The following is a 17,215-nucleotide window of genomic DNA, read 5'->3' on the forward strand; positions in this document are numbered from 1 at the left end:
GCGCTCGGGCCTGTCGGGGTCAGTCGGAGGGCTCTTCCGGGTGGGCACCGGGTTCGACCACGCCGGCCAGTTCGAGCTGCATCACGATGAGGTTGACGAGCACGGCAATCGACGGGCGGCCGGTGTCGACCACGTCATGGGCCGTTTCCCGGTAGAACGGGTCGCGTGCATCGTGCAGCTCGCGCAGCCGACCCAGCGGATCGGCCACCTGCAAGAGCGGACGTTTGACGTCGTGGCGCAGCCGCCTGAACAAATCTTCGGGCGAGGAGCGCAGGTAGATGACGTGGAAATGGCCGCGCAACTGCTGGCGGTTGGCCTCGCGCAGCACGGCGCCACCGCCGGTCGCCAGCACGCCATGGGGACTGGCGGCCAGGTCGGCGATGACCGCCTGCTCGATGTCGCGAAAGGCGGCTTCGCCCTCGCGATCGAAGAAATCACGGATCGTGCAGCCGATGCGCTGCTCGATCACGTGATCGGTGTCGATGAAGGGAGTGTTCAGCCGGGCACCCAGGCGCCGGCCCACTGCGGACTTTCCGGCGCCGGGCAACCCGACAAGTGCGACCGCCACGCGGTGGCTGCTACGCCCGCGCGTCAGCGCGCGGCGTTGCGGTCGGTAATCATCTTCGGGGTGATAAAGACGAGCATTTCGGTCTTGTTGGCAACGCGTTCGCGCTTGCGGAACAATGCCCCCATGTAGGGGATTTCACCCAGCACCGGCACGCGCGATTCGTCATTGGTTTCGGTGAGCTCGAAGATACCACCGATGACGACCGTGCCGCCGTTCTCGACCAGCACCTCGGTCTGCACGTGCTTGGTGTTGATGGCCGGGCCCGCCGAAGTGTTGACGCCGCGGGCGTCCTTGCTCACATCCAGCGTGAGGATGATGTTGCCCTCGGGCGTGATCTGCGGCGTGACTTCGAGCTTGAGCACCGCCTTGCGGAACGAGATCGAGGTGGCGCCGCTGGAGGTGGCCTGCTGGTAGGGGATTTCTTCGCCCTGCTCGATCAGCGCCTTGGTCTGGTCGGCCGTGATGACGCGGGGGCTGGAGACCAGCTTGCCCTTGCCATCGGCTTCGAGCGCCGAGATTTCGAGGTTCAGCATGCGCGAGAAGCTCGAGTTGAACAGCGAGATCGCGAAGTTGCCTGCTGCGTTGCCGGTGCCGCCAGCGTCGCCGGCGGGCAGGTTGATGAAGTTGGAGTTGGTCCAGGTGGTCCTGGCAGTGCTCGAACCACCGTTCGTTCCTGGGGTAACGATAGGCATCACGCCGATGTTTCCGTAGGCATTGTTGCCACTTGACGAGGCGAAGCGCTCGCCGGAAATCCCGCCCCCCAGCCGCACACCCAACGACTTGCCGAAGGTGTCCGAGGCTTCCACGATCCGAGCTTCGATCAGCACCTGCCGGACGGGGATGTCCAGCTTCTGGATCAAATCGGTGACCTGCGCGAGGCGCGAGGGAATGTCGGAAACGAACAGCTGGTTGGTCCGCGATTCGGCGATCACGCTGCCGCGAGGGCTCAGGATGCGCGAGGTCGTACCACCACCGCCACCGGAGGTGCCCGTACCCGTCAAGCCTTGCGCAATGGCAATGGCCTTCGTGTAGTTCAGCTGAAACGACTGCGTGCGCAGCGGCTCCAGGTTCTCGATCGCCGCCTTGGCCTCGAACTCGAGCTTTTCCTTGGCGTTGATCTCATCCTTGGGTGCGATCCAGAGCACGCTGCCGTTCTTGCGCATGCCCAGGTTCTTCGCCTGCATGATGATGTCGAGCGCCTGGTCCCAAGGCACGTCCTTCAGCCGCAGCGTCAGAGCACCATTGACCGAGTCGGAGGTCACGATGTTGAAGTTCGTGAAGTCCGCAATCACCTGCAGCAGCGAGCGGATCTCGATGTTCTGGAAGTTGAGCGACAGCTTCTCGCCGTTGTAGCCGACGCCTTGCGTGAGCTTGCTCGGGTCGATCTTGCGGGCACGGACTTCCACCACGAACTGGTTTTCGCTCTGGTAGGCGCTGTGTTCCCAATCGCCCTTGGCATCGATCGTCATGCGCACGCGGTCACCCGATTGCTGCGAGGTGATCAACTGCACGGGTGTGCCGAAATCAGCGACATCCAGGCGGCGGCGCAGGCCTTCGGGCAGTGTCGACTTGGTGAATTCCACGACCAGGCTCTTGCCCTGCTGCTTCACATCGACGCCGACCTGGTTGTTCGGCAGGTCGACCAGCACGCGGCCGGTGTTGTCGGCGCCTAGACGGAAATCGACATCGCGCAGCGGCAGCGTGTCGCGGTTGCGGTTCTCGGCGAAAGTGGTCGCCGCGGAAGCCGCGAGCGCCGTGCCAGCCACCGGCTCGAGCACCACCAGCAGCGACTTGCCCTGGATCTCGGCCTTGTACGCCGTGGCCTGCTTCAGGTTCAGCACCACACGGCTGCGGTCACCGGCCTGCACCACGTTGACCGAGCGCAGGTTGCCCTGGTTCACCTCGATGGCCGAACGCCCGATGGCGTTGGTCACGCCCGGGAAGTCCAGCGCGATGCGTGCCGGCGTCTGCACGGAGAACCCGGCAGGCACCGCGGTGAGCGGCTGGGCCAGGTCGATGCGGATCACTTCCGCGCCCGACTGGGTCGAGCTCGTCACCGATTCGATTGCGTTTTGCGCATGGGCGACGGCCAAGGCACCGAAAGCCAGCAGACCCAGCCCGGCGGCGCGCAGCCACTGTGCCATCGTTGATTTCTTATGGTTCATTTCGCACTCTCTTGCAACTGCAGCGTGGCTACGCGTTCGATCCATTCGCCCGCGGCGTCCTGCACGATCTCGCGCAGGGCGACTTCGGTTTCGTTGATACGGGTGATGCGCCCGTAGTTGAGCCCCAGGTATTCGCCGACGCGCACCTTGTAGAGCAGCTTGTCCACACGCACGAGCGCCACCGGCTGGCCGTTGCGGTTCATGCTGCCGACCATCGCCATCGTGTCGAGCGGGAACGCTTCGAGCGCCTCCTTGCGGCGCGCCAGCTCGGGCGCGATCAGTTCGGAGGTGCTCGGCTGGTTCGACTCCCGGCGCAGCGCCTGGGTCAGCTTCAGCATGTTGAAGGGTTCGAACGACGATGCCTCGGTGTAGGCCTGCGGCGTGAACTTCTTGGGCTCCGAGATCGGCGGGACCGAGGGCTTGACCTGGGCGCGCTCCTCGACCATCCAGCGCTGCAGGTCTTCCTGGTCGGAATCGCCGCAGGCACTCAGGCCCAGCGCGGCCAGTGCCAGCCACAGAACTTTCGCGACCGGCTTCATTTCTTCGCCTTCGGCGCCGTGGCGCGTTTCTGGGCGGCCCGCTCGTCTTCGTCGAGATAGCGGTAGGTGCGCGCGGTGGCGTCCATCGTCAGCACATCCTTGTCCTTCTGCGGTGTGACGGTCACGTTGTTGAGCGTCACGATGCGCGACAGGCTGGCCACATCGGCCGCGAAGGCGCCCATGTCGTGATACCGGCCCGTGACGCGCACGGCGATCGGCAGCTCGGCGTAGTAGTCCTTGACCGACACTTGGCCCGGGCGGAACAGCTCGAACTGCAGGCTGCGGCCGAGGCCGGCCTGATTGATGTCCGAGAGCAGCGCGTCCATTTCCGCCTTGCTGGGCAGTTGCTTCTCGAGAAGGATCACGTACTGCTGCACCTGTTCGCGCTGTTTCTTCAACAGGTCGAGGTTGGCAGCTTGCGCCACCTTTTTCTTGTAGTCGGCTCGGAGCGTGACTTCCTTGGCGCGTTCGGCTTCGAGCTCGTCGTTGGAATTCGTGAGCCAGACAAACCACAGGCCCGCCAGCGCCGCCGCGGTCACGGCAAGGCACAGCGCGTAGCGCGGCACCGCCGGCCACATGGAAGGGTCGTTCGGATTCAGTCCGCGGAACTGGTCGCCGAAGTTCCGCAGTGCGGTGGCGACGTCGACTTTGGGGAGGGATCGCTTGCTGATGGCCATGATCGGTTATCCCTTCGCCTGCGCCTTGGCGGCCAGGGCCTTGTCGGCCTCCGCCTTCTGGGCGTCGGTAGGCCGCTTGAGGCCGATGCGCATCGTGAAGTTCGCCACACGGCGCTGGTCGCGCTGGCTCAGGCTCACGTTGGCCGAGGTGATTTCGACCAGTTCGGGCTTGACCAGCCAAGGGCTGTTGTTGCCGAGGTTGCGCAGCAACTCTGACACGCGTTCGTTCGATTGCGCCATGCCTTGCAGGGTCACGGTCTGGTTGTCCTGCTTCATGTTGGTCAGGTAGACGCCATCGGGCAGTTGCCGGACCAATTCGTTGAGCAGGTGCACTGGCAAGTTGCGGTCGCCTTGCAGGTCCTCGACAGCCAGTTGGCGCGCACGCAAGGCCGCGATTTCTTCCTGCAGCGTCGAAATCTCCTTGATCTCGACTTCGAGCTTCTTGATCTCGGCCTGCAGGAAGCCGTTCTTGGAGCGCTGGGCCGACATCTGGGCTTCGAACCAGAGGTAGCCCAGGCCGGCGATCAGAACGCCGAGCAGCGCGGCGCCACCCAGGGTGCCGTAAAAGGCCTCGCGGCGACGCTTGCGCGCGGCTTCGCGGTGCGGGAGCAGATTGATCAGGATCACTGCAGGAACCTCCGCATGGCCAAGCCGCACGAGGTCAGATAAGAAGGCGCTTCGCGGCGGACCTTCTTCTCACGGATGCTGGGACCGAAATCCATGCCGTCGAACGGGTTCACAAGCGAGCAGGCGAACGAAGTCTGGCGGGTCACGGCGTTCGTCAGCCCCGGCAACGACGAGGAGCCGCCGGCCAGGAGCACGTAATCGACGCGGTTGTGCGGCGTGCTGGTGAAGAAGAACTGCAGCGCTCGCGCGATTTCCTGCGCGATGCTTTCAACGAAGGGCTTGAGCACGCCCGAGCCGTAGTCATCCGGCAGGTCGCCGCTGCGCTTCTTGGCTTCGGCTTCTTCCGCGGAAAAACCGTACTGGCGCACGATCAGCTGGGTGAGTTGTGCGCCGCCGAAAGCCTGGTCGCGGTCGTACAGCACCTCCTGGTTGCGCAGCACCTGCATGCTGGTCGTGAAGGCGCCCACTTCGAACAGCGCCACGACGGCGTCCACGCCCTTGCCGGGGAGCTGCTCGATGAGGCGCGCCGTGGCCAGCCGCGAAGCATACGACTCGACATCGAGAATCATCGCCTTGAGGCCGGCGGCTTCCGCCAGGCCTTCGCGGTCCTGCACCTTCTCCTTGCGGGAGGCGGCGATCAGCACTTCCACGTCGCCGACGGACGTCGTGCTCGGTCCCGTCACGCAGAAGTCGAGGCTCACTTCATCAAGCGAGAACGGGATGTACTGATTGGCTTCGGACTCGACCTGGATCTCAAGTTCCTGCTCGCTCATGCCGCCCGGAAGAATGATCTTCTTGGTGATGACCGCCGAGGGCGGCAGCGCCAGCGCGACGTTGCGGGTCTTGGTGCCGCTCTTGCGCACGACGCGGCGCACGGCTTCGGCCACTTCGTCGAATTTTTCGACGTTGCCGTCGGTGATCCAGCCGCGTTCGAGCGGCTCGATGGCGCAGCGCTCCAGAACCAGCTTGCCGCTGGCCTCGCGGCCGAGCTCCACCAGCTTCACGCTGGACGAACTGACGTCCAGTCCCAGCAGGGGGGCGTTCTGACGACGAAACAATGATCCAAGAGCAGCCAAGTTAGGTCCCTCTCCCCCTGTTATTTGTAACCAATGGAAAAATATGCGTTCGGTTGCATGCTAGCAGCAGGCACAGCGCCCACCAAGCATGCAGAAAGCCCGGAACCGGCAACCGTTGTCAAAACGTGACGTCAAAGCCGCATTCTGTAACTTTCTGCTTAGCCCAAGGGGAGGGAATGCGCGAGGTAACAAAGATCCGGGCGCGCCGGGGGGCGGCTTTTTATAATGTCCGGTGACTCTCCGGGCCCCCATGCAAGAAACTTCCAGCCCCAAGGGGCGCGCCAAGACCCCTCCTCCCGAACGCCCCTTCTGGCTCAAATGGCTGTTGCGTTTCGTGTTCTGGGGCGCGGGCATCGCTGCGGCGGGCCTGCTTTCCATCCTGTGCGTGGTGGCCGTGGCCCTGGCGGTGGCCTATCCCAACCTGCCGGACATCTCGGAGCTCTCCGATTACCGCCCCAAGCTGCCGCTGCGCGTGTTCTCCGCCGAAGGCACGCAGATCGGCGAGTTCGGAGAAGAGCGACGCAACCTCACACCGATCGCCGCGATCCCCAAGGTCGTGAAGGACGCCGTCCTCGCCGCCGAAGACGCCCGTTTCTATGACCACGGCGGCGTCGACTACAAGGGCCTGGTCCGCGCCGGCCTCGCGAATCTGAACCGCGTGAAGAGCCAGGGCGCATCGACCATCACCATGCAGGTGGCTCGCAACGTCTACCTGAGTTCCGAGAAGACGCTGACGCGCAAGATCTACGAAGTGCTGCTGACCTTCAAGCTGGAGCACCTGCTCAGCAAGGACCAGATCTTCGAGATCTACCTGAACCAGATCTACCTGGGCAACCGCGCCTACGGTTTCGCAGCCGCCTCCGAGGCCTACTTCGGCAAGCCCCTGTCCGAGATGACGATCGCCGAGGCGGCCATGCTCGCCGGCCTGCCGAAGGCGCCCGGCGCGAACAACCCGGTCAACAACCCGCAGCGCGCGCGCGGACGCCAGTTCTACGTGATCGACCGCATGCAGGAAGCCGGCTTCATCACCGCCGAGCAAGCGGCCGAGGCCAAGAAAGAGCAGCTGCACCTGCGCGACGCCGCCGACCCGAACCGCCTGCACGCCGAGTACGTCGCCGAAACCGTGCGCCAGCTGATGTACGCGCAGTACGGCGACAGCACCTACACGCGCGGCCTGAAGGTCTACACCTCGCTGGTCGCCGCCGACCAGGCCGCCGCCTACAAGGCGCTGCGCAAGGGCATCATGGATTACGAGCGCCGTCAGGTGTACCGCGGCCCCGAGAAGTTCATCGACCTGCCGAACGACCCGAAGGAGCTCGACGAAGCGGTGGACGACGTGCTGAACGACCACCCCGACAACGGCGACGTGATGGCGGCCGTGGTGCTCAAGGCCACGCCCAAGGAAATCCAGGCCATCCGCGCCAACGGCGACGCCGTGCAGATCACGGGCGACGGCCTCAAGCCTGCGCAGTCCGGCCTGTCGGACAAGGCACCGCCCAACATCAAGATCCGCCGCGGCGCCGTGATCCGTGTCGCGAAGACACCCAAGAACACCTGGGAAATCACCCAGCTGCCCGAAGTCGAAGGCGCGTTCGTCGCCATGGACCCGCGCGACGGCGCCATCAAGGCCCTGGTCGGCGGCTTCGACTTCGGCAAGAACAAGTTCAACCACGTCACGCAGGCCTGGCGCCAGCCGGGCTCGAGCTTCAAGCCGTTCATCTACTCGGCCGCGCTCGAAAAGGGCTTCACCCCCGCCACGGTCATCAACGACGGCCCGCTGTTCTTCGACGCCGGCACCACCGGTGGCCAGCCCTGGGAGCCCAAGAACTACGGCGGCGGCTTCGACGGCCCGATGTCGATGCGCACCGCGCTGATGAAGTCGCGCAACCTCGTGTCGATCCGCATCCTGCAGTCCATCGGCACGCGCTACGCGCAAGACTGGATCACCAACTTCGGCTTCGACAAGGACAAGCACCCCGCCTACCTCCCGATGGCGCTCGGTGCCGGCGCCGTCACGCCGATGCAGATGGCGGTGGGCTACTCGGTGTTCGCCAACGGCGGCTACCGCGTGAATCCGTACCTCGTGACCCGCATCACCGACCACAAGGACCGCGTGCTGGTCGACGTCCAGCCGCCGCTGCTGAATGAAACGTCGCGCGCCATCCCGCAGCGCAACGCCTTCATCATGGACACGCTGCTGCAGTCCATCACGCGCGCCGGCACGGCCGCGAAGGCGCAGGCGATGCTCAAGCGCCCCGACCTCTACGGCAAGACCGGCACCACCAACGACTCGCTCGACGCCTGGTTCGCGGGCTTCCAGCCCACCATGACGGCGATCTCGTGGATCGGCTACGACACGCCGCGCAACCTGGGCGACCGCGAAACCGGCGGCGGCCTGAGCCTGCCGATCTGGATCAACTACATGGAAACCGCCCTCAAGGGCGTGCCCGTGACCGACCTGTCGACCACGCCGCCCTCGGGCATCGTGAGCGTCGGCGGCGAGTGGTACTACGACGACTATGCGCCGGGCCGCGGCGTGTCGAGCCTGGGCGTGGAATCTTCTGCGCCGGCAGCCCCCGCGGAGTCCCTGAGCGGCCCGGCGATCAGCGCGCCTGCGCCGCCCGAGGAGCGCAACCGCATCCTCGACCTGTTCAGGAACTGATCAAAAAGGAGAAGCGGCGGCTCAGGCCGCCGCTGCGAACACCAGCGGCAGCCCCGCCTGCAGCGTCGCTTCGCGCGAGAGGTTGCCGAAGAATTCTTCCCCGGTCTTGGTGTCCACCCACACCCGGCCGTCGTGCCGGTAGTGGTAACCGCCGGAGCGTGCCGCCAGCCAGATTTCGTGCAGCGGCTTCTGCAGGTTCACGATCAACTGGCTGCCGTTGCGGAAGGTCATCGTGATCATCCCGCCGACCCGCTGGTTGTCGATGTCGGCGTCGGTCGCGTCGTTGATGCGGTCGCAGCCCTGCTCGATGGCGGCAAGTGCCGCCTCGGCGTGGTCCATGTACTCGGTGTCGGTCATTACAATTTCAGCATGTTGAATGTTCGCCAAATTCTAGTGAGCGCTCGCGCCCGCACCGCGCTCATGGTCTGCCTTGCCGCCAGCGCGGCCGGCCTTGCGGCGTGCGGACAGCGCGGTGCGCTCTTCCTGCCGACCGATCCGGCGGCCGCCCAGCGCGCCACCTTGCCTCAATTGCTCACGCCCGGTGGCTCCAAAGCCTCCGACGAAGCGGCCCCGAAGCCCGCCGCAGCGAGCAGCGCCCCCACCTCTCCCCAGAAATGACGACGAACACCCCTCTGCCCGGCCACCCCCATATCGCCCACCGCGACGGCGCCCTGCACGTCGAGGGCGTCGCGCTCGACGCGCTGGCGCGCACGCACGGCACGCCGCTGTTCGTCTATTCGAAGCAGTGGATGCTCGACGCCCTGGCCGCCTACCAGCGCGGCTTCGAGGGCCGCGAGGCGCTGATCTGCTACGCGATGAAGGCCAATTCCTCGCTCGGCGTGCTGCGCGTCTTCGCCGAGGCCGGTTGCGGTTTCGACATCGTCTCGGGCGGCGAGCTGTCGCGCGTGCTGGCCGTGGGTGCCGATCCGAAGAAGATCATTTTCTCGGGCGTCGGCAAGACGCGCGCCGAGATGCGCCAGGCCCTGGCGGCCGGCATCGCCTGCTTCAACGTCGAGAGCGAAGCCGAGCTCGACGTGCTCAACGAGGTGGCGCTGGCCGAGAAGGTGCGCGCACCGATCAGCATCCGCATCAATCCGAACGTCGATCCGAAGACGCACCCGTACATTTCCACGGGCCTCAAGGGCAACAAGTTCGGCATCGCGCACGACCGCGCGGTGCAGGCCTACCAGCACGCCGCCCGGCTGCCGGGCCTCGAGGTGGTCGGCATCGACTGCCACATCGGCTCGCAGATCACCGAAGCTTCGCCCTACCTGGACGCCTGCGACCGCGTGCTCGACCTGGTGGAAGCCATCGAGGCAGCCGGCGTGCCGATCCATCACCTGGACTTCGGCGGCGGCCTGGGCATCGACTACAACGGCGAAGTGCCACCCAAGGCCGATGCACTGTGGCAGCAGCTGCTCGCCAAGCTCGACGCGCGCGGCTTCGGCCAGCGCAAGCTGGTCATCGAGCCCGGCCGTTCGCTGGTCGGCAACGCCGGCGTGTGCGTGACCGAGGTGCTCTACACCAAGCCCGGCGAAGACAAGAACTTCTGCATCGTGGACGCGGCCATGAACGACCTGCCGCGCCCCGCGATGTACCAGGCCTTCCAGAAGATCGTGCCGCTGCGCGAGCGCGCCGGCGACGCGCCGACCTACGACGTGGTGGGCCCGGTCTGCGAAAGCGGCGACTGGATCGGCCGCGACCGCGCACTCAACGTGGTGGCCGGCGACCTGCTGGCCGTGCTGTCGGCGGGTGCGTACTGCATGAGCATGGCCAGCAACTACAACACGCGCGGCCGTGCCGCCGAGGTGCTGGTGAGCGGCGCCAGCGCCAAGCTGATCCGCCGTCGCGAGACGATGGAAGACCAGCTGCGGGCCGAGATCGACGGCTGATCCGGTCTCAGCCGGTGCGCAGCGGCTTCTCGCCGCCGCGCACGGCCACTGCAGGTCGGGCCTGGCGCTTGCGCGCGAAGTTCCACACGCGCCACGCCAGCAGCACCCCGATGATCGCGGCGTAGACGAACACTTCGGCGAAGTTGTTCTTGCCCGCGCGCATCCAGAAGAAGTGCAGCAGCCCGAGCCCCGCGATCACGTAGACCAGCTTGTGCAGCAGCTGCCAGCGCTTGGCGCCCATCGCCTTGATCGCGCGGTTGAACGACGTGGCCGCCAGCGGCGTCAGCAGCACAAAGGCCGAGAAGCCCACCAGGATGAACGGTCGCTTGGCGATGTCCTTGGCGATGTCGCCCCACTCGAAACCCATGTCGAACCAGCTGTAGCACAGCAGGTGCAGCACCACATAGAAGTACGCGAACAGGCCCAGCATGCGGCGCAGCCGCGCCAGCGCGTTGAGCTTGGCGATCACGCGCAGCGGCGTCACCGCCAGCACGATGCAGATGAACCGCAGGGTCCAGTCGCCCGTCGCGCGGATCAGGAACTCGGCGGGGTTCGCGCCCAACCCGTCGGTGAAGGCGCCGAAGGCCAGCCGCGCGAACGGCAGCAGGCACAGCAGGAAGACGACCGGCTTGGTCGCCGGGTGCATGAGCAGCTTGTTCAGCATGGCGCAACGACCGGGCGGGCGCGCCCGCTCAGTAGTTCTTCTTCAGGTCCATGCCGGCGTAGAGCTGGCCGACCTGTGCCTCGTAGCCGTTGAACATCTCGGTCTTGCGCCGCTTCGCGAACAGGCCGCCGCCGTCGCCGATGCGGCGCTCGGTCGCCTGGCTCCAGCGCGGGTGGTCGACGTTCGGGTTCACGTTCGAATAGAAGCCGTACTCCTGCGCCGCCGCCTTGTTCCAGGCCGTGCTCGGCTCTTTCTCGACGAAGCGGATCTTGACGATCGACTTGGCCGACTTGAAGCCGTACTTCCATGGCACCACGAGCCGCACCGGCGCGCCGTTCTGATTGGGCAGCACCTCGCCGTACATACCGAAGGCCAGCAGCGTGAGCGGGTGCATCGCCTCGTCCATGCGCAGGCCCTCGGTGTAGGGCCAGTCGAGCACGCGCGAGCCGACGAAGGGCATGGTCTTCGGGTCGGCCAGCGTCACGAACTCGACGAACTTGGCATTGCCCTGCGGCTCGACCTTCTTGATGAGCTCGGCCAGCGAGTAGCCGACCCACGGGATCACCATCGACCAGCCCTCGACGCAGCGCAGGCGGTAGATGCGCTCTTCCTGCGCACTGAGCTTGAGCAGGTCTTCGATGCCGTACTTGCCCGGTTTCTTGACCAGCCCCTCGACCTCCACGGTCCACGGCCGCGTCTTGAGGGTGCCGGCGTTCTTCACCGGATCGCCCTTGTCGACGCCGAACTCGTAGTAGTTGTTGTAGCTGCTCGCGTCCTTGTAGTCGGTGAGCTTTTCCATGGTCTGCGCGCCCGGCACGGCCGACTTGGCGCCCGGCAGCAAGGCCAGCTTGTGCGGGCCGGTCGCCTGGGCGAAGGCCTCGCGCCCCGCAAAGCCAGCCAGCGCGGCGCCTGCCGCGCCGCCGGCCATCAGCTTGAGCAGGTCGCGCCGGCCTTCGTAGGCCGCGCGCGGCGTGATCTCGCTCGACAGCGGATGGACAAAACCGCGGGTGTCGCGACGGTGCGAACGGGAAGGGAACGACATGACAGGCCTTTCGCGTGAATCGTTGTGCTCAGGGTAGTTCGTGACATGCCCTGGTTTGGTTACGCGCCATGGCGGCGCGTGGTTTCAATTCTTCGCGAAAGGCGCAGAACCTGCGCTCAGAGCGTGCCGTAGCTGTGCAGACCGCTCAGGAACATGTTCACGCCAAGGAAGGCGAAGGTGGTCACGGCCAGGCCGGCCAGCGCCCACCAGGCGGCCACGGTGCCGCGCAGGCCCTTCACGAGGCGCATGTGCAGCCAGGCCGCGTAGTTGAGCCAGACGATCAGCGCCCAGGTTTCCTTCGGGTCCCAGCTCCAGTAGCCGCCCCAGGCGTCGGCCGCCCACAGGGCGCCGAGCACGGTGGCGATGGTGAAGAAGGCGAAGCCGACGGTGATCGACTTGTACATGACGTCGTCGAGCACCTCGTTGGCCGGCAGGCGCGCCGCGATGCGCTTGCGCCCCAGCAGGATGCCCGCGGCGATCAGCGCCGAGATGCCCGCGTAGATCACCCAGTAGCTGCCGCCGGCTTCCTGCACGCGCTGGCGGAAGGCCACCGGCACGAAGCACAGCGCCGCGCCCAGCAGCCAGATCGGCGTGAGCTTGTACCAGCGGGTCTCGTTGGCCTGTTCCTTGATGAGGTAGGCGAAAGCCACCATGGCTGCGAGCGCGAAGGTGCCGTAGCCGATGAAGTTGGCGGGCACGTGCAGCTTCATCCACCAGCTCTGCAACGCGGGCACCAGCGGCTGGATCTCATGCGCCTCGCGCACGATCGTGTACCAGAGCAGGAAGCCGACCGCCGCGCTGACCACCAACATCACGAACGCGCCCAGCGCGCGCGTGTTGTAGCGCTCTTCGAAGTACAGGTAGAACGCGGCCGTCAGCCAGCAGAACAGCACGAACACTTCGTACAGGTTGCTCACCGGGATGTGGCCGATGTCCGGACCGAGCTGGTGGCTTTCGTACCAACGCACCATGGTGCCGATCAGCGCCATGGTCACGGCCGCCCAGGCCAGGCGGGAACCGATCAGGTCGAAGGTGTCGGCCTGCTGCTTGCCGGCGACGAAACCGATCCAGTAGAACAGCGTGCTCATGAAGAACAGCACGCTCATCCAGAGGATGGCCGACTGGCTCGACAGGAAGTACTTGAGCCAGAACACCGAGTCGGCGCGCGCCAGGTCGCCCTGGTAGGAGCTGATGGCCAGCAGCGAGGCCGCGGCCACCACCAGCGCCAGCACCCGCAGCGGGCGCCAGAACCAGCAGATGCCGATGACCGAGACCAGCGCCGCCACGAGGATCGGCTTTTCGTAGCTGTCCATCGAGGCGGCGTGGCGCATGAAGGCGAACGCGCCGCCGGCCAGCACCAGCGCCGCGAACACCCAGTCGAACAGGTTGCGGCGGGAGAGCCAGCTTTCGTGGAGCGTGAGGGTCGTGGTGTTCATGGTGACGCCGGTTCTTCTTTCTTCAGGGCGAGCAGCTTGTGCTTCAGATGCTCGAATTCGCGATCGCTGTCCAGGGTCTTGCGGTTGACCGAGAACGCCATCGTGGCGACGGTTGCGCTGGTGTCGCGGCCGTCGTTGTCTCCAGAGGCGCCGCCGCCGGGTGTCAGCCACACCCACAGGCGGCGCTCGCGCACGTACAGCATGGCAAAAATACCGACGATCAGCAACAGACACCCCAGATAGACGATGTTCTTGCCAGGGGCGCGCGCCACCTGGAAGACGCTGGCCTGCACCTGGGTGAAGTCGGTCATCATCATCGCGACCGGCGCCGGGTAGAAGTGCGCGTCGCTCAGGGCCAGCACGGCCTGCGTCAGGTAGCCCTGGGTTTTCTCGTCGTTCGGCAGCGCGGCCAGGCCGGCGCCCTCGCGGCTCAGGTTGAGCACTTCGAACAGCACGTCGTTGAGGATGCGCACCAGCACCGTGCCGGCGCGCTCACGCTCGGCCTCGGGCACGTTGGCTTCCATGAACTCGGCAATCGCCTGCCAGCCGCCCTGCGACGCGGCGTCGGCCTTGGCGCGCTCGGCCCCCGAGAACAGCGCCAGCGCGCGGGCGGCCGACACGCGCAGCTGCTCGGCCATCTCCGGGCGCTTCGGGTCGGTCGCCTTGGCGATGTAGCGCTCGACGGCACGCTCGCGCGTGGCGGGGTCGCCCAACGCGGTGCGCATGCGCACGAAACCGTCCATCGAGCCCTGCTCGTCCGACGGCACGCGCAGGTAGCGGAACGGGTCTTCAGGCTTCTCGCGCATGCCCAGCAGGAACACCGGCTGGCCGTCGCCGGCGTCGACCGGCACCATGTAGTTCTGGTATTCCCGCGCCTGGCCCGACGCGTCGCGCAGCTTGTAGCCGATGCTCGGGCCGATGTTGCGCAGCACCTTGGGCTTGTTGGTCTTGTTGGCGGCGCCCAGGCGCGACTCGATGCCGTGGCGCAGGTCGACCTTGCGCACGTCGGCGCCGCTGCCCATGGCGCCGCCGTCGGCAAAATTCTCGACGTTGATCACGCGCAGCGCGGCGTACTCGAGCGTGAGCTTGTCCTTGCCGTTGGTGATCTCGGTGCTCGGGCCGCCGATGATGCCCTCGACCTCGAAGGGCTTGGCCGCCGCCGCCATCGGCACCGCCTTGAGCTTCACCGTGGAGCCGCCGTCGTCGAAGCTCGACTGGTAGATCTCCACGCCCTTGTAGCTGGCCGGGTGGTTCACCTCGATGCGCGCGGGCACCTGCTCGCCGCTCTCGCGGTCGTGCAGCACCACCTCGCTGGCGAACAGCTTGGGCATGCCGGTCGAGTAGTAGTCGACGATGAACTTCTTCAGCTCGATGGTGAACGGCAGCTCCTGCAGCAGCACGCCATCGGCCTGGTTCAGGATGGCCACGTTGCCCCGCCCGCCTTCGGGCACGAGGATGTTGCCGCGGAAGGTCGGGTTGGCGGTCGACAGGCGGTGCTCGGGCGCCACGTCGGCGATCATGCCGCCGCCCGTGAACACGCTCTTGCCGTTGAGCCAGGTCTGGGCGCGCACGACGAGGTCGCCGTCGAGCAGGCCGCCGATGCACACCAGCACGATGGCGCTATGGGCCGCGATGTAGCCCAGCTTGTGGGCGCCGCCGGCGCGTGCCGCGACCATCCAGCCCGCCGCGGCCTTGCCGTCGGCGCTGGCGTGGCGCTGTTGCAGCTTGACCTTCCAGCCGCCGCTCACCAGCAGTTGGCCGATGCGGTTGGCCGCCACGTCGGGCGTTTCCGTCAGGCGGTTTTCGGCGCGCTGGCCGAAGGCCTTGAGGCTCTGTGCGCGGATGTCTTCCTTGAAGGTGCGCAGGTCGATCAGGATGCGCGGCGTGTTGCGCGCGACGCACAACGACGTGCTGATCACCAGGAACAGCAGGATCAGCATGAACCACCAGGCGCTGTAGACCGAGTCGAGCCGGGCCGCGCGGAACAGATCGGCCCAGAAGGGCCCGAACTGGTTGATGTAGTTGTTGATCGGCTCATGCTGCTTGAGCACGGTGCCGATGATCGAGGCGATGCAGATGACCGTCAGCAGCGCGATCGCGAAGCGCATCGACGACAGCAGTTCCACCGCGGCGCGAAGCAGCTGCGGGCCGCGATGCACGCGAAGGCCATGGGTGGAAACGGTCATCGGAAGGGAACCAGGAAAGGAGAAAAAAACAAAAGGGCGGGCCATCCTCCTGGATCGGCCCGCCCTTTGTTTGGGATTTTTATCGGCGGTTAGTTCACGCTGGACAGCGCGACAGCGGAAATCAGCGCAGGCCGGCGATGTAGTCGGCGACAGCCTTGATTTCGCGATCGTTGAGCTTGGCGGCCACGCCGTTCATGGGCGAGCTGTTCAGGCGGACGTTGTCGCGGAAGGCCACGAGCTGGGTCACGGTGTAGTCGGCGTGCTGGCCACCCAGGCGCGGGTACTGGGCCGGGAGGCCGGCACCGTTCGGGCTGTGGCAGCCGGCGCAGGCGGGGATCTGGCGATCGCCGATGCCGCCGCGGTAGATCTTTTCGCCGAGGGCGACCGTGTCCTTCTCTTTCGAGAAGCCCGGCTTGATCTTCTTGGAGCCGACGAACCAGGCGATGTTGCGCATGTCGTCTTCGGACAGCGCCGACGCCAGCGGCTTCATGATGGCGCTCTTGCGCTTGCCGGACTTGAAGTCCTGCAGCTGCTTGAGGATGTATTCGGGGTGTTGTTGCGCCAGCTTCGGGTTGGCTGCGATGGCCGAGTTGCCGTCCGCGTTGTGGCAGGAAGCACAGCTTTGGCTGTTGGCCGGCGTCGCATTGAACAGCGTGTCGCCCTTGGCGGGATCGGGCTTGGCCGGCTTGGCGGCTGCCGCTGCGGGGGCAGCGGCATGCTCATCGGCTGCAAAACTCGCGCTGGCTGCGACGCCCATGAGGGCTGCAAGCAGAATATTGGCAAACAACTTCATATCGGGGGCTTCGAATTTATGGCGCAAAACCCCGCGATTCTACAATGGCGCCCCGTTCCGAAAGCCCATAGATGACCTCCCCGCGCGCCAAGTCCGCCGCTTATCCTCCCCGCGCGGCCCCTGCCGTGGACCCGCAGGTCGCTGAACGCGAGCGCGTGGCCCTGGGTTGGCTGCACACCGCCCACTTCCTGACCAGCGCTCCGCAGCTGGAACACCTGCCCCCGGTCGACCTGCCCGAGATCGCTTTTGTGGGCCGCTCCAACGCCGGCAAATCGACCGCCATCAACACCCTGACACAGCAGACGCGTCTGGCTTTTGCCTCGAAGACGCCCGGCCGCACGCAGCACATCAACCTGTTCGGCATCGGCAAGCAGAAGGTCGACGACGCCGTGCTGGCCGACCTGCCCGGCTACGGCTACGCGGCTGTGCCGAAGGAAGCCAAGCTGCGCTGGCAGCGCGTGATGGGCAACTACCTCATGACGCGCGAAAGTCTGCGCGGGGTTGTCCTGATGTGCGATCCGCGCCACGGCCTGACCGAGCTCGACGAGATCCTGCTCGACGTGATCCGTCCGCGCGTCGAGCAAGGCCTGAAATTCCTGGTGCTGCTGACCAAGTCCGACAAGCTCACCCGCACCGAAGCCGCCAAGGTGCTGTCGATTACGCGACTGAACGCCGGCGGCGGCGAGGTCAAACTGTTCTCGGCCCTGAAGAAGCAAGGGGTCGGCGAGGCGGCCGAGCTGCTGTGGCGCTGGGTGCATCCCGACGACGCCGCAGCAGCACCGGCAGCGCCCACGCCACCACCGGCCGAAGACGCCTGATGCGCTAGAGGAACCGGCTGCATCGAGCGCCTCGCCTGCGAAGTTCACTATCAAAACAATAGCGACAGTC

The 17,215-nt window shown here is 66.0% G+C and carries 16 protein-coding genes; 4 read left to right on the forward strand and 12 right to left on the reverse strand.

All coding sequences use genetic code 11. The annotated features are described in order from the left end of the window. Positions 1 to 19: 19 nt before the first annotated feature. The 6 genes from AC07Q9_RS06065 to AC07Q9_RS06090 are packed head-to-tail and all read right to left on the reverse strand — an operon-like array spanning position 20 to position 5,652. Complete coding sequence (locus AC07Q9_RS06065; protein WP_495308014.1) at positions 20 to 568, reverse strand: shikimate kinase; 549 nt, start codon at positions 566 to 568, stop codon at positions 20 to 22. Positions 569 to 591: 23 nt separating this feature from the next. Continuing rightward, positions 592 to 2,733 (reverse strand): type IV pilus secretin PilQ, encoded by a 2,142-nt coding sequence (locus AC07Q9_RS06070; RefSeq protein WP_495308016.1) that lies wholly within the window; start codon positions 2,731 to 2,733, stop codon positions 592 to 594. Then, on the reverse strand, positions 2,730 to 3,272 hold the full coding sequence (locus AC07Q9_RS06075) for a pilus assembly protein PilP (RefSeq protein ID WP_489058997.1): 543 nt from the start codon (positions 3,270 to 3,272) through the stop codon (positions 2,730 to 2,732). The genes AC07Q9_RS06070 and AC07Q9_RS06075 overlap by 4 nt, the downstream gene beginning before the upstream one ends. Then, positions 3,269 to 3,949: a type IV pilus inner membrane component PilO gene (locus AC07Q9_RS06080; protein WP_495308019.1), complete on the reverse strand. Its 681-nt coding sequence runs from the start codon at positions 3,947 to 3,949 to the stop codon at positions 3,269 to 3,271. The genes AC07Q9_RS06075 and AC07Q9_RS06080 overlap by 4 nt, the downstream gene beginning before the upstream one ends. A gap of 6 nt (positions 3,950 to 3,955) precedes the next feature. Further along, positions 3,956 to 4,576: a PilN domain-containing protein gene (locus AC07Q9_RS06085; protein WP_495308021.1), complete on the reverse strand. Its 621-nt coding sequence runs from the start codon at positions 4,574 to 4,576 to the stop codon at positions 3,956 to 3,958. Continuing rightward, complete coding sequence (locus AC07Q9_RS06090; protein WP_495308023.1) at positions 4,573 to 5,652, reverse strand: pilus assembly protein PilM; 1,080 nt, start codon at positions 5,650 to 5,652, stop codon at positions 4,573 to 4,575. The genes AC07Q9_RS06085 and AC07Q9_RS06090 overlap by 4 nt, the downstream gene beginning before the upstream one ends. Before the next feature lie 250 nt (positions 5,653 to 5,902). Here AC07Q9_RS06090 and AC07Q9_RS06095 point away from each other — a divergent pair, with 250 nt between their 5' ends. Further along, positions 5,903 to 8,314: a penicillin-binding protein 1A gene (locus AC07Q9_RS06095; protein ID WP_489059004.1), complete on the forward strand. Its 2,412-nt coding sequence runs from the start codon at positions 5,903 to 5,905 to the stop codon at positions 8,312 to 8,314. Between the two features lie 21 nt (positions 8,315 to 8,335). Here the strand turns inward: AC07Q9_RS06095 and cyaY are convergent, their stop codons facing one another. Continuing rightward, on the reverse strand, positions 8,336 to 8,671 hold the full coding sequence (cyaY, locus tag AC07Q9_RS06100) for an iron donor protein CyaY (protein ID WP_495308026.1): 336 nt from the start codon (positions 8,669 to 8,671) through the stop codon (positions 8,336 to 8,338). Between the two features lie 12 nt (positions 8,672 to 8,683). On the opposite strand from cyaY, the gene lptM reads away from it, so the two are divergent. Beyond that, the gene (gene lptM, locus AC07Q9_RS06105) at positions 8,684 to 8,932 is read left to right on the forward strand and encodes an LPS translocon maturation chaperone LptM (RefSeq protein WP_489059008.1); all 249 of its coding nucleotides are present in this window, start codon (positions 8,684 to 8,686) and stop codon (positions 8,930 to 8,932) included. Beyond that, complete coding sequence (gene lysA, locus AC07Q9_RS06110) at positions 8,929 to 10,206, forward strand: diaminopimelate decarboxylase (protein ID WP_354347921.1); 1,278 nt, start codon at positions 8,929 to 8,931, stop codon at positions 10,204 to 10,206. The genes lptM and lysA overlap by 4 nt, the downstream gene beginning before the upstream one ends. A gap of 7 nt (positions 10,207 to 10,213) precedes the next feature. Here the strand turns inward: lysA and msrQ are convergent, their stop codons facing one another. The 5 genes from msrQ to AC07Q9_RS06135 all read right to left on the reverse strand — a co-directional run bounded on the left by msrQ (position 10,214) and on the right by AC07Q9_RS06135 (position 16,327). After that, a complete protein-coding gene (gene msrQ / locus AC07Q9_RS06115; protein WP_495308234.1) occupies positions 10,214 to 10,867 on the reverse strand; it encodes a protein-methionine-sulfoxide reductase heme-binding subunit MsrQ in 654 nt (217 codons plus the stop codon). Positions 10,868 to 10,898: 31 nt separating this feature from the next. Further along, entirely contained in the window at positions 10,899 to 11,912 is a 1,014-nt protein-coding gene (msrP, locus tag AC07Q9_RS06120) for a protein-methionine-sulfoxide reductase catalytic subunit MsrP (RefSeq protein ID WP_495308029.1), read from the reverse strand. A 116-nt stretch (positions 11,913 to 12,028) separates the two neighbouring features. Beyond that, positions 12,029 to 13,348, reverse strand: a complete 1,320-nt coding sequence (ccsB, locus tag AC07Q9_RS06125; protein ID WP_495308031.1) for a c-type cytochrome biogenesis protein CcsB — start codon at positions 13,346 to 13,348, stop codon at positions 12,029 to 12,031. Beyond that, complete coding sequence (locus AC07Q9_RS06130) at positions 13,345 to 15,534, reverse strand: cytochrome c biogenesis protein ResB (protein WP_495308033.1); 2,190 nt, start codon at positions 15,532 to 15,534, stop codon at positions 13,345 to 13,347. Before AC07Q9_RS06130 ends, ccsB begins: the two co-directional genes overlap by 4 nt. A 121-nt stretch (positions 15,535 to 15,655) precedes the next feature. Then, entirely contained in the window at positions 15,656 to 16,327 is a 672-nt protein-coding gene (locus AC07Q9_RS06135) for a c-type cytochrome (protein WP_070059954.1), read from the reverse strand. Positions 16,328 to 16,398: 71 nt separating this feature from the next. Between AC07Q9_RS06135 and yihA the strand changes: the two genes are divergently transcribed. Further along, complete coding sequence (gene yihA, locus AC07Q9_RS06140) at positions 16,399 to 17,145, forward strand: ribosome biogenesis GTP-binding protein YihA/YsxC (RefSeq protein ID WP_495308034.1); 747 nt, start codon at positions 16,399 to 16,401, stop codon at positions 17,143 to 17,145. The last annotated feature ends 70 nt before the right edge of the window (positions 17,146 to 17,215 follow it).

Source organism: Variovorax sp. GW821-FHT09A10 (genome assembly GCF_059418385.1).

Excerpts from the sequence above, each read along its gene's own strand:
- lysA (WP_354347921.1), top strand. The coding sequence starts at position 8,929 with ATGACGACGAACACCCCTCTGCCCGGCCACCCCCATATCGCCCACCGC.
- AC07Q9_RS06080 (WP_495308019.1), bottom strand. The coding sequence starts at position 3,949 with ATGGCCATCAGCAAGCGATCCCTCCCCAAAGTCGACGTCGCCACCGCA.
- ccsB (WP_495308031.1), bottom strand. The coding sequence starts at position 13,348 with ATGAACACCACGACCCTCACGCTCCACGAAAGCTGGCTCTCCCGCCGC.
- AC07Q9_RS06075 (WP_489058997.1), bottom strand. The coding sequence starts at position 3,272 with ATGAAGCCGGTCGCGAAAGTTCTGTGGCTGGCACTGGCCGCGCTGGGC.
- AC07Q9_RS06130 (WP_495308033.1), bottom strand. The coding sequence starts at position 15,534 with ATGACCGTTTCCACCCATGGCCTTCGCGTGCATCGCGGCCCGCAGCTG.
- lptM (WP_489059008.1), top strand. The coding sequence starts at position 8,684 with ATGTTGAATGTTCGCCAAATTCTAGTGAGCGCTCGCGCCCGCACCGCG.
- msrP (WP_495308029.1), bottom strand. The coding sequence starts at position 11,912 with ATGTCGTTCCCTTCCCGTTCGCACCGTCGCGACACCCGCGGTTTTGTC.
- AC07Q9_RS06095 (WP_489059004.1), top strand. The coding sequence starts at position 5,903 with ATGCAAGAAACTTCCAGCCCCAAGGGGCGCGCCAAGACCCCTCCTCCC.
- AC07Q9_RS06135 (WP_070059954.1), bottom strand. The coding sequence starts at position 16,327 with ATGAAGTTGTTTGCCAATATTCTGCTTGCAGCCCTCATGGGCGTCGCA.
- AC07Q9_RS06070 (WP_495308016.1), bottom strand. The coding sequence starts at position 2,733 with ATGAACCATAAGAAATCAACGATGGCACAGTGGCTGCGCGCCGCCGGG.
- yihA (WP_495308034.1), top strand. The coding sequence starts at position 16,399 with ATGACCTCCCCGCGCGCCAAGTCCGCCGCTTATCCTCCCCGCGCGGCC.
- cyaY (WP_495308026.1), bottom strand. The coding sequence starts at position 8,671 with ATGACCGACACCGAGTACATGGACCACGCCGAGGCGGCACTTGCCGCC.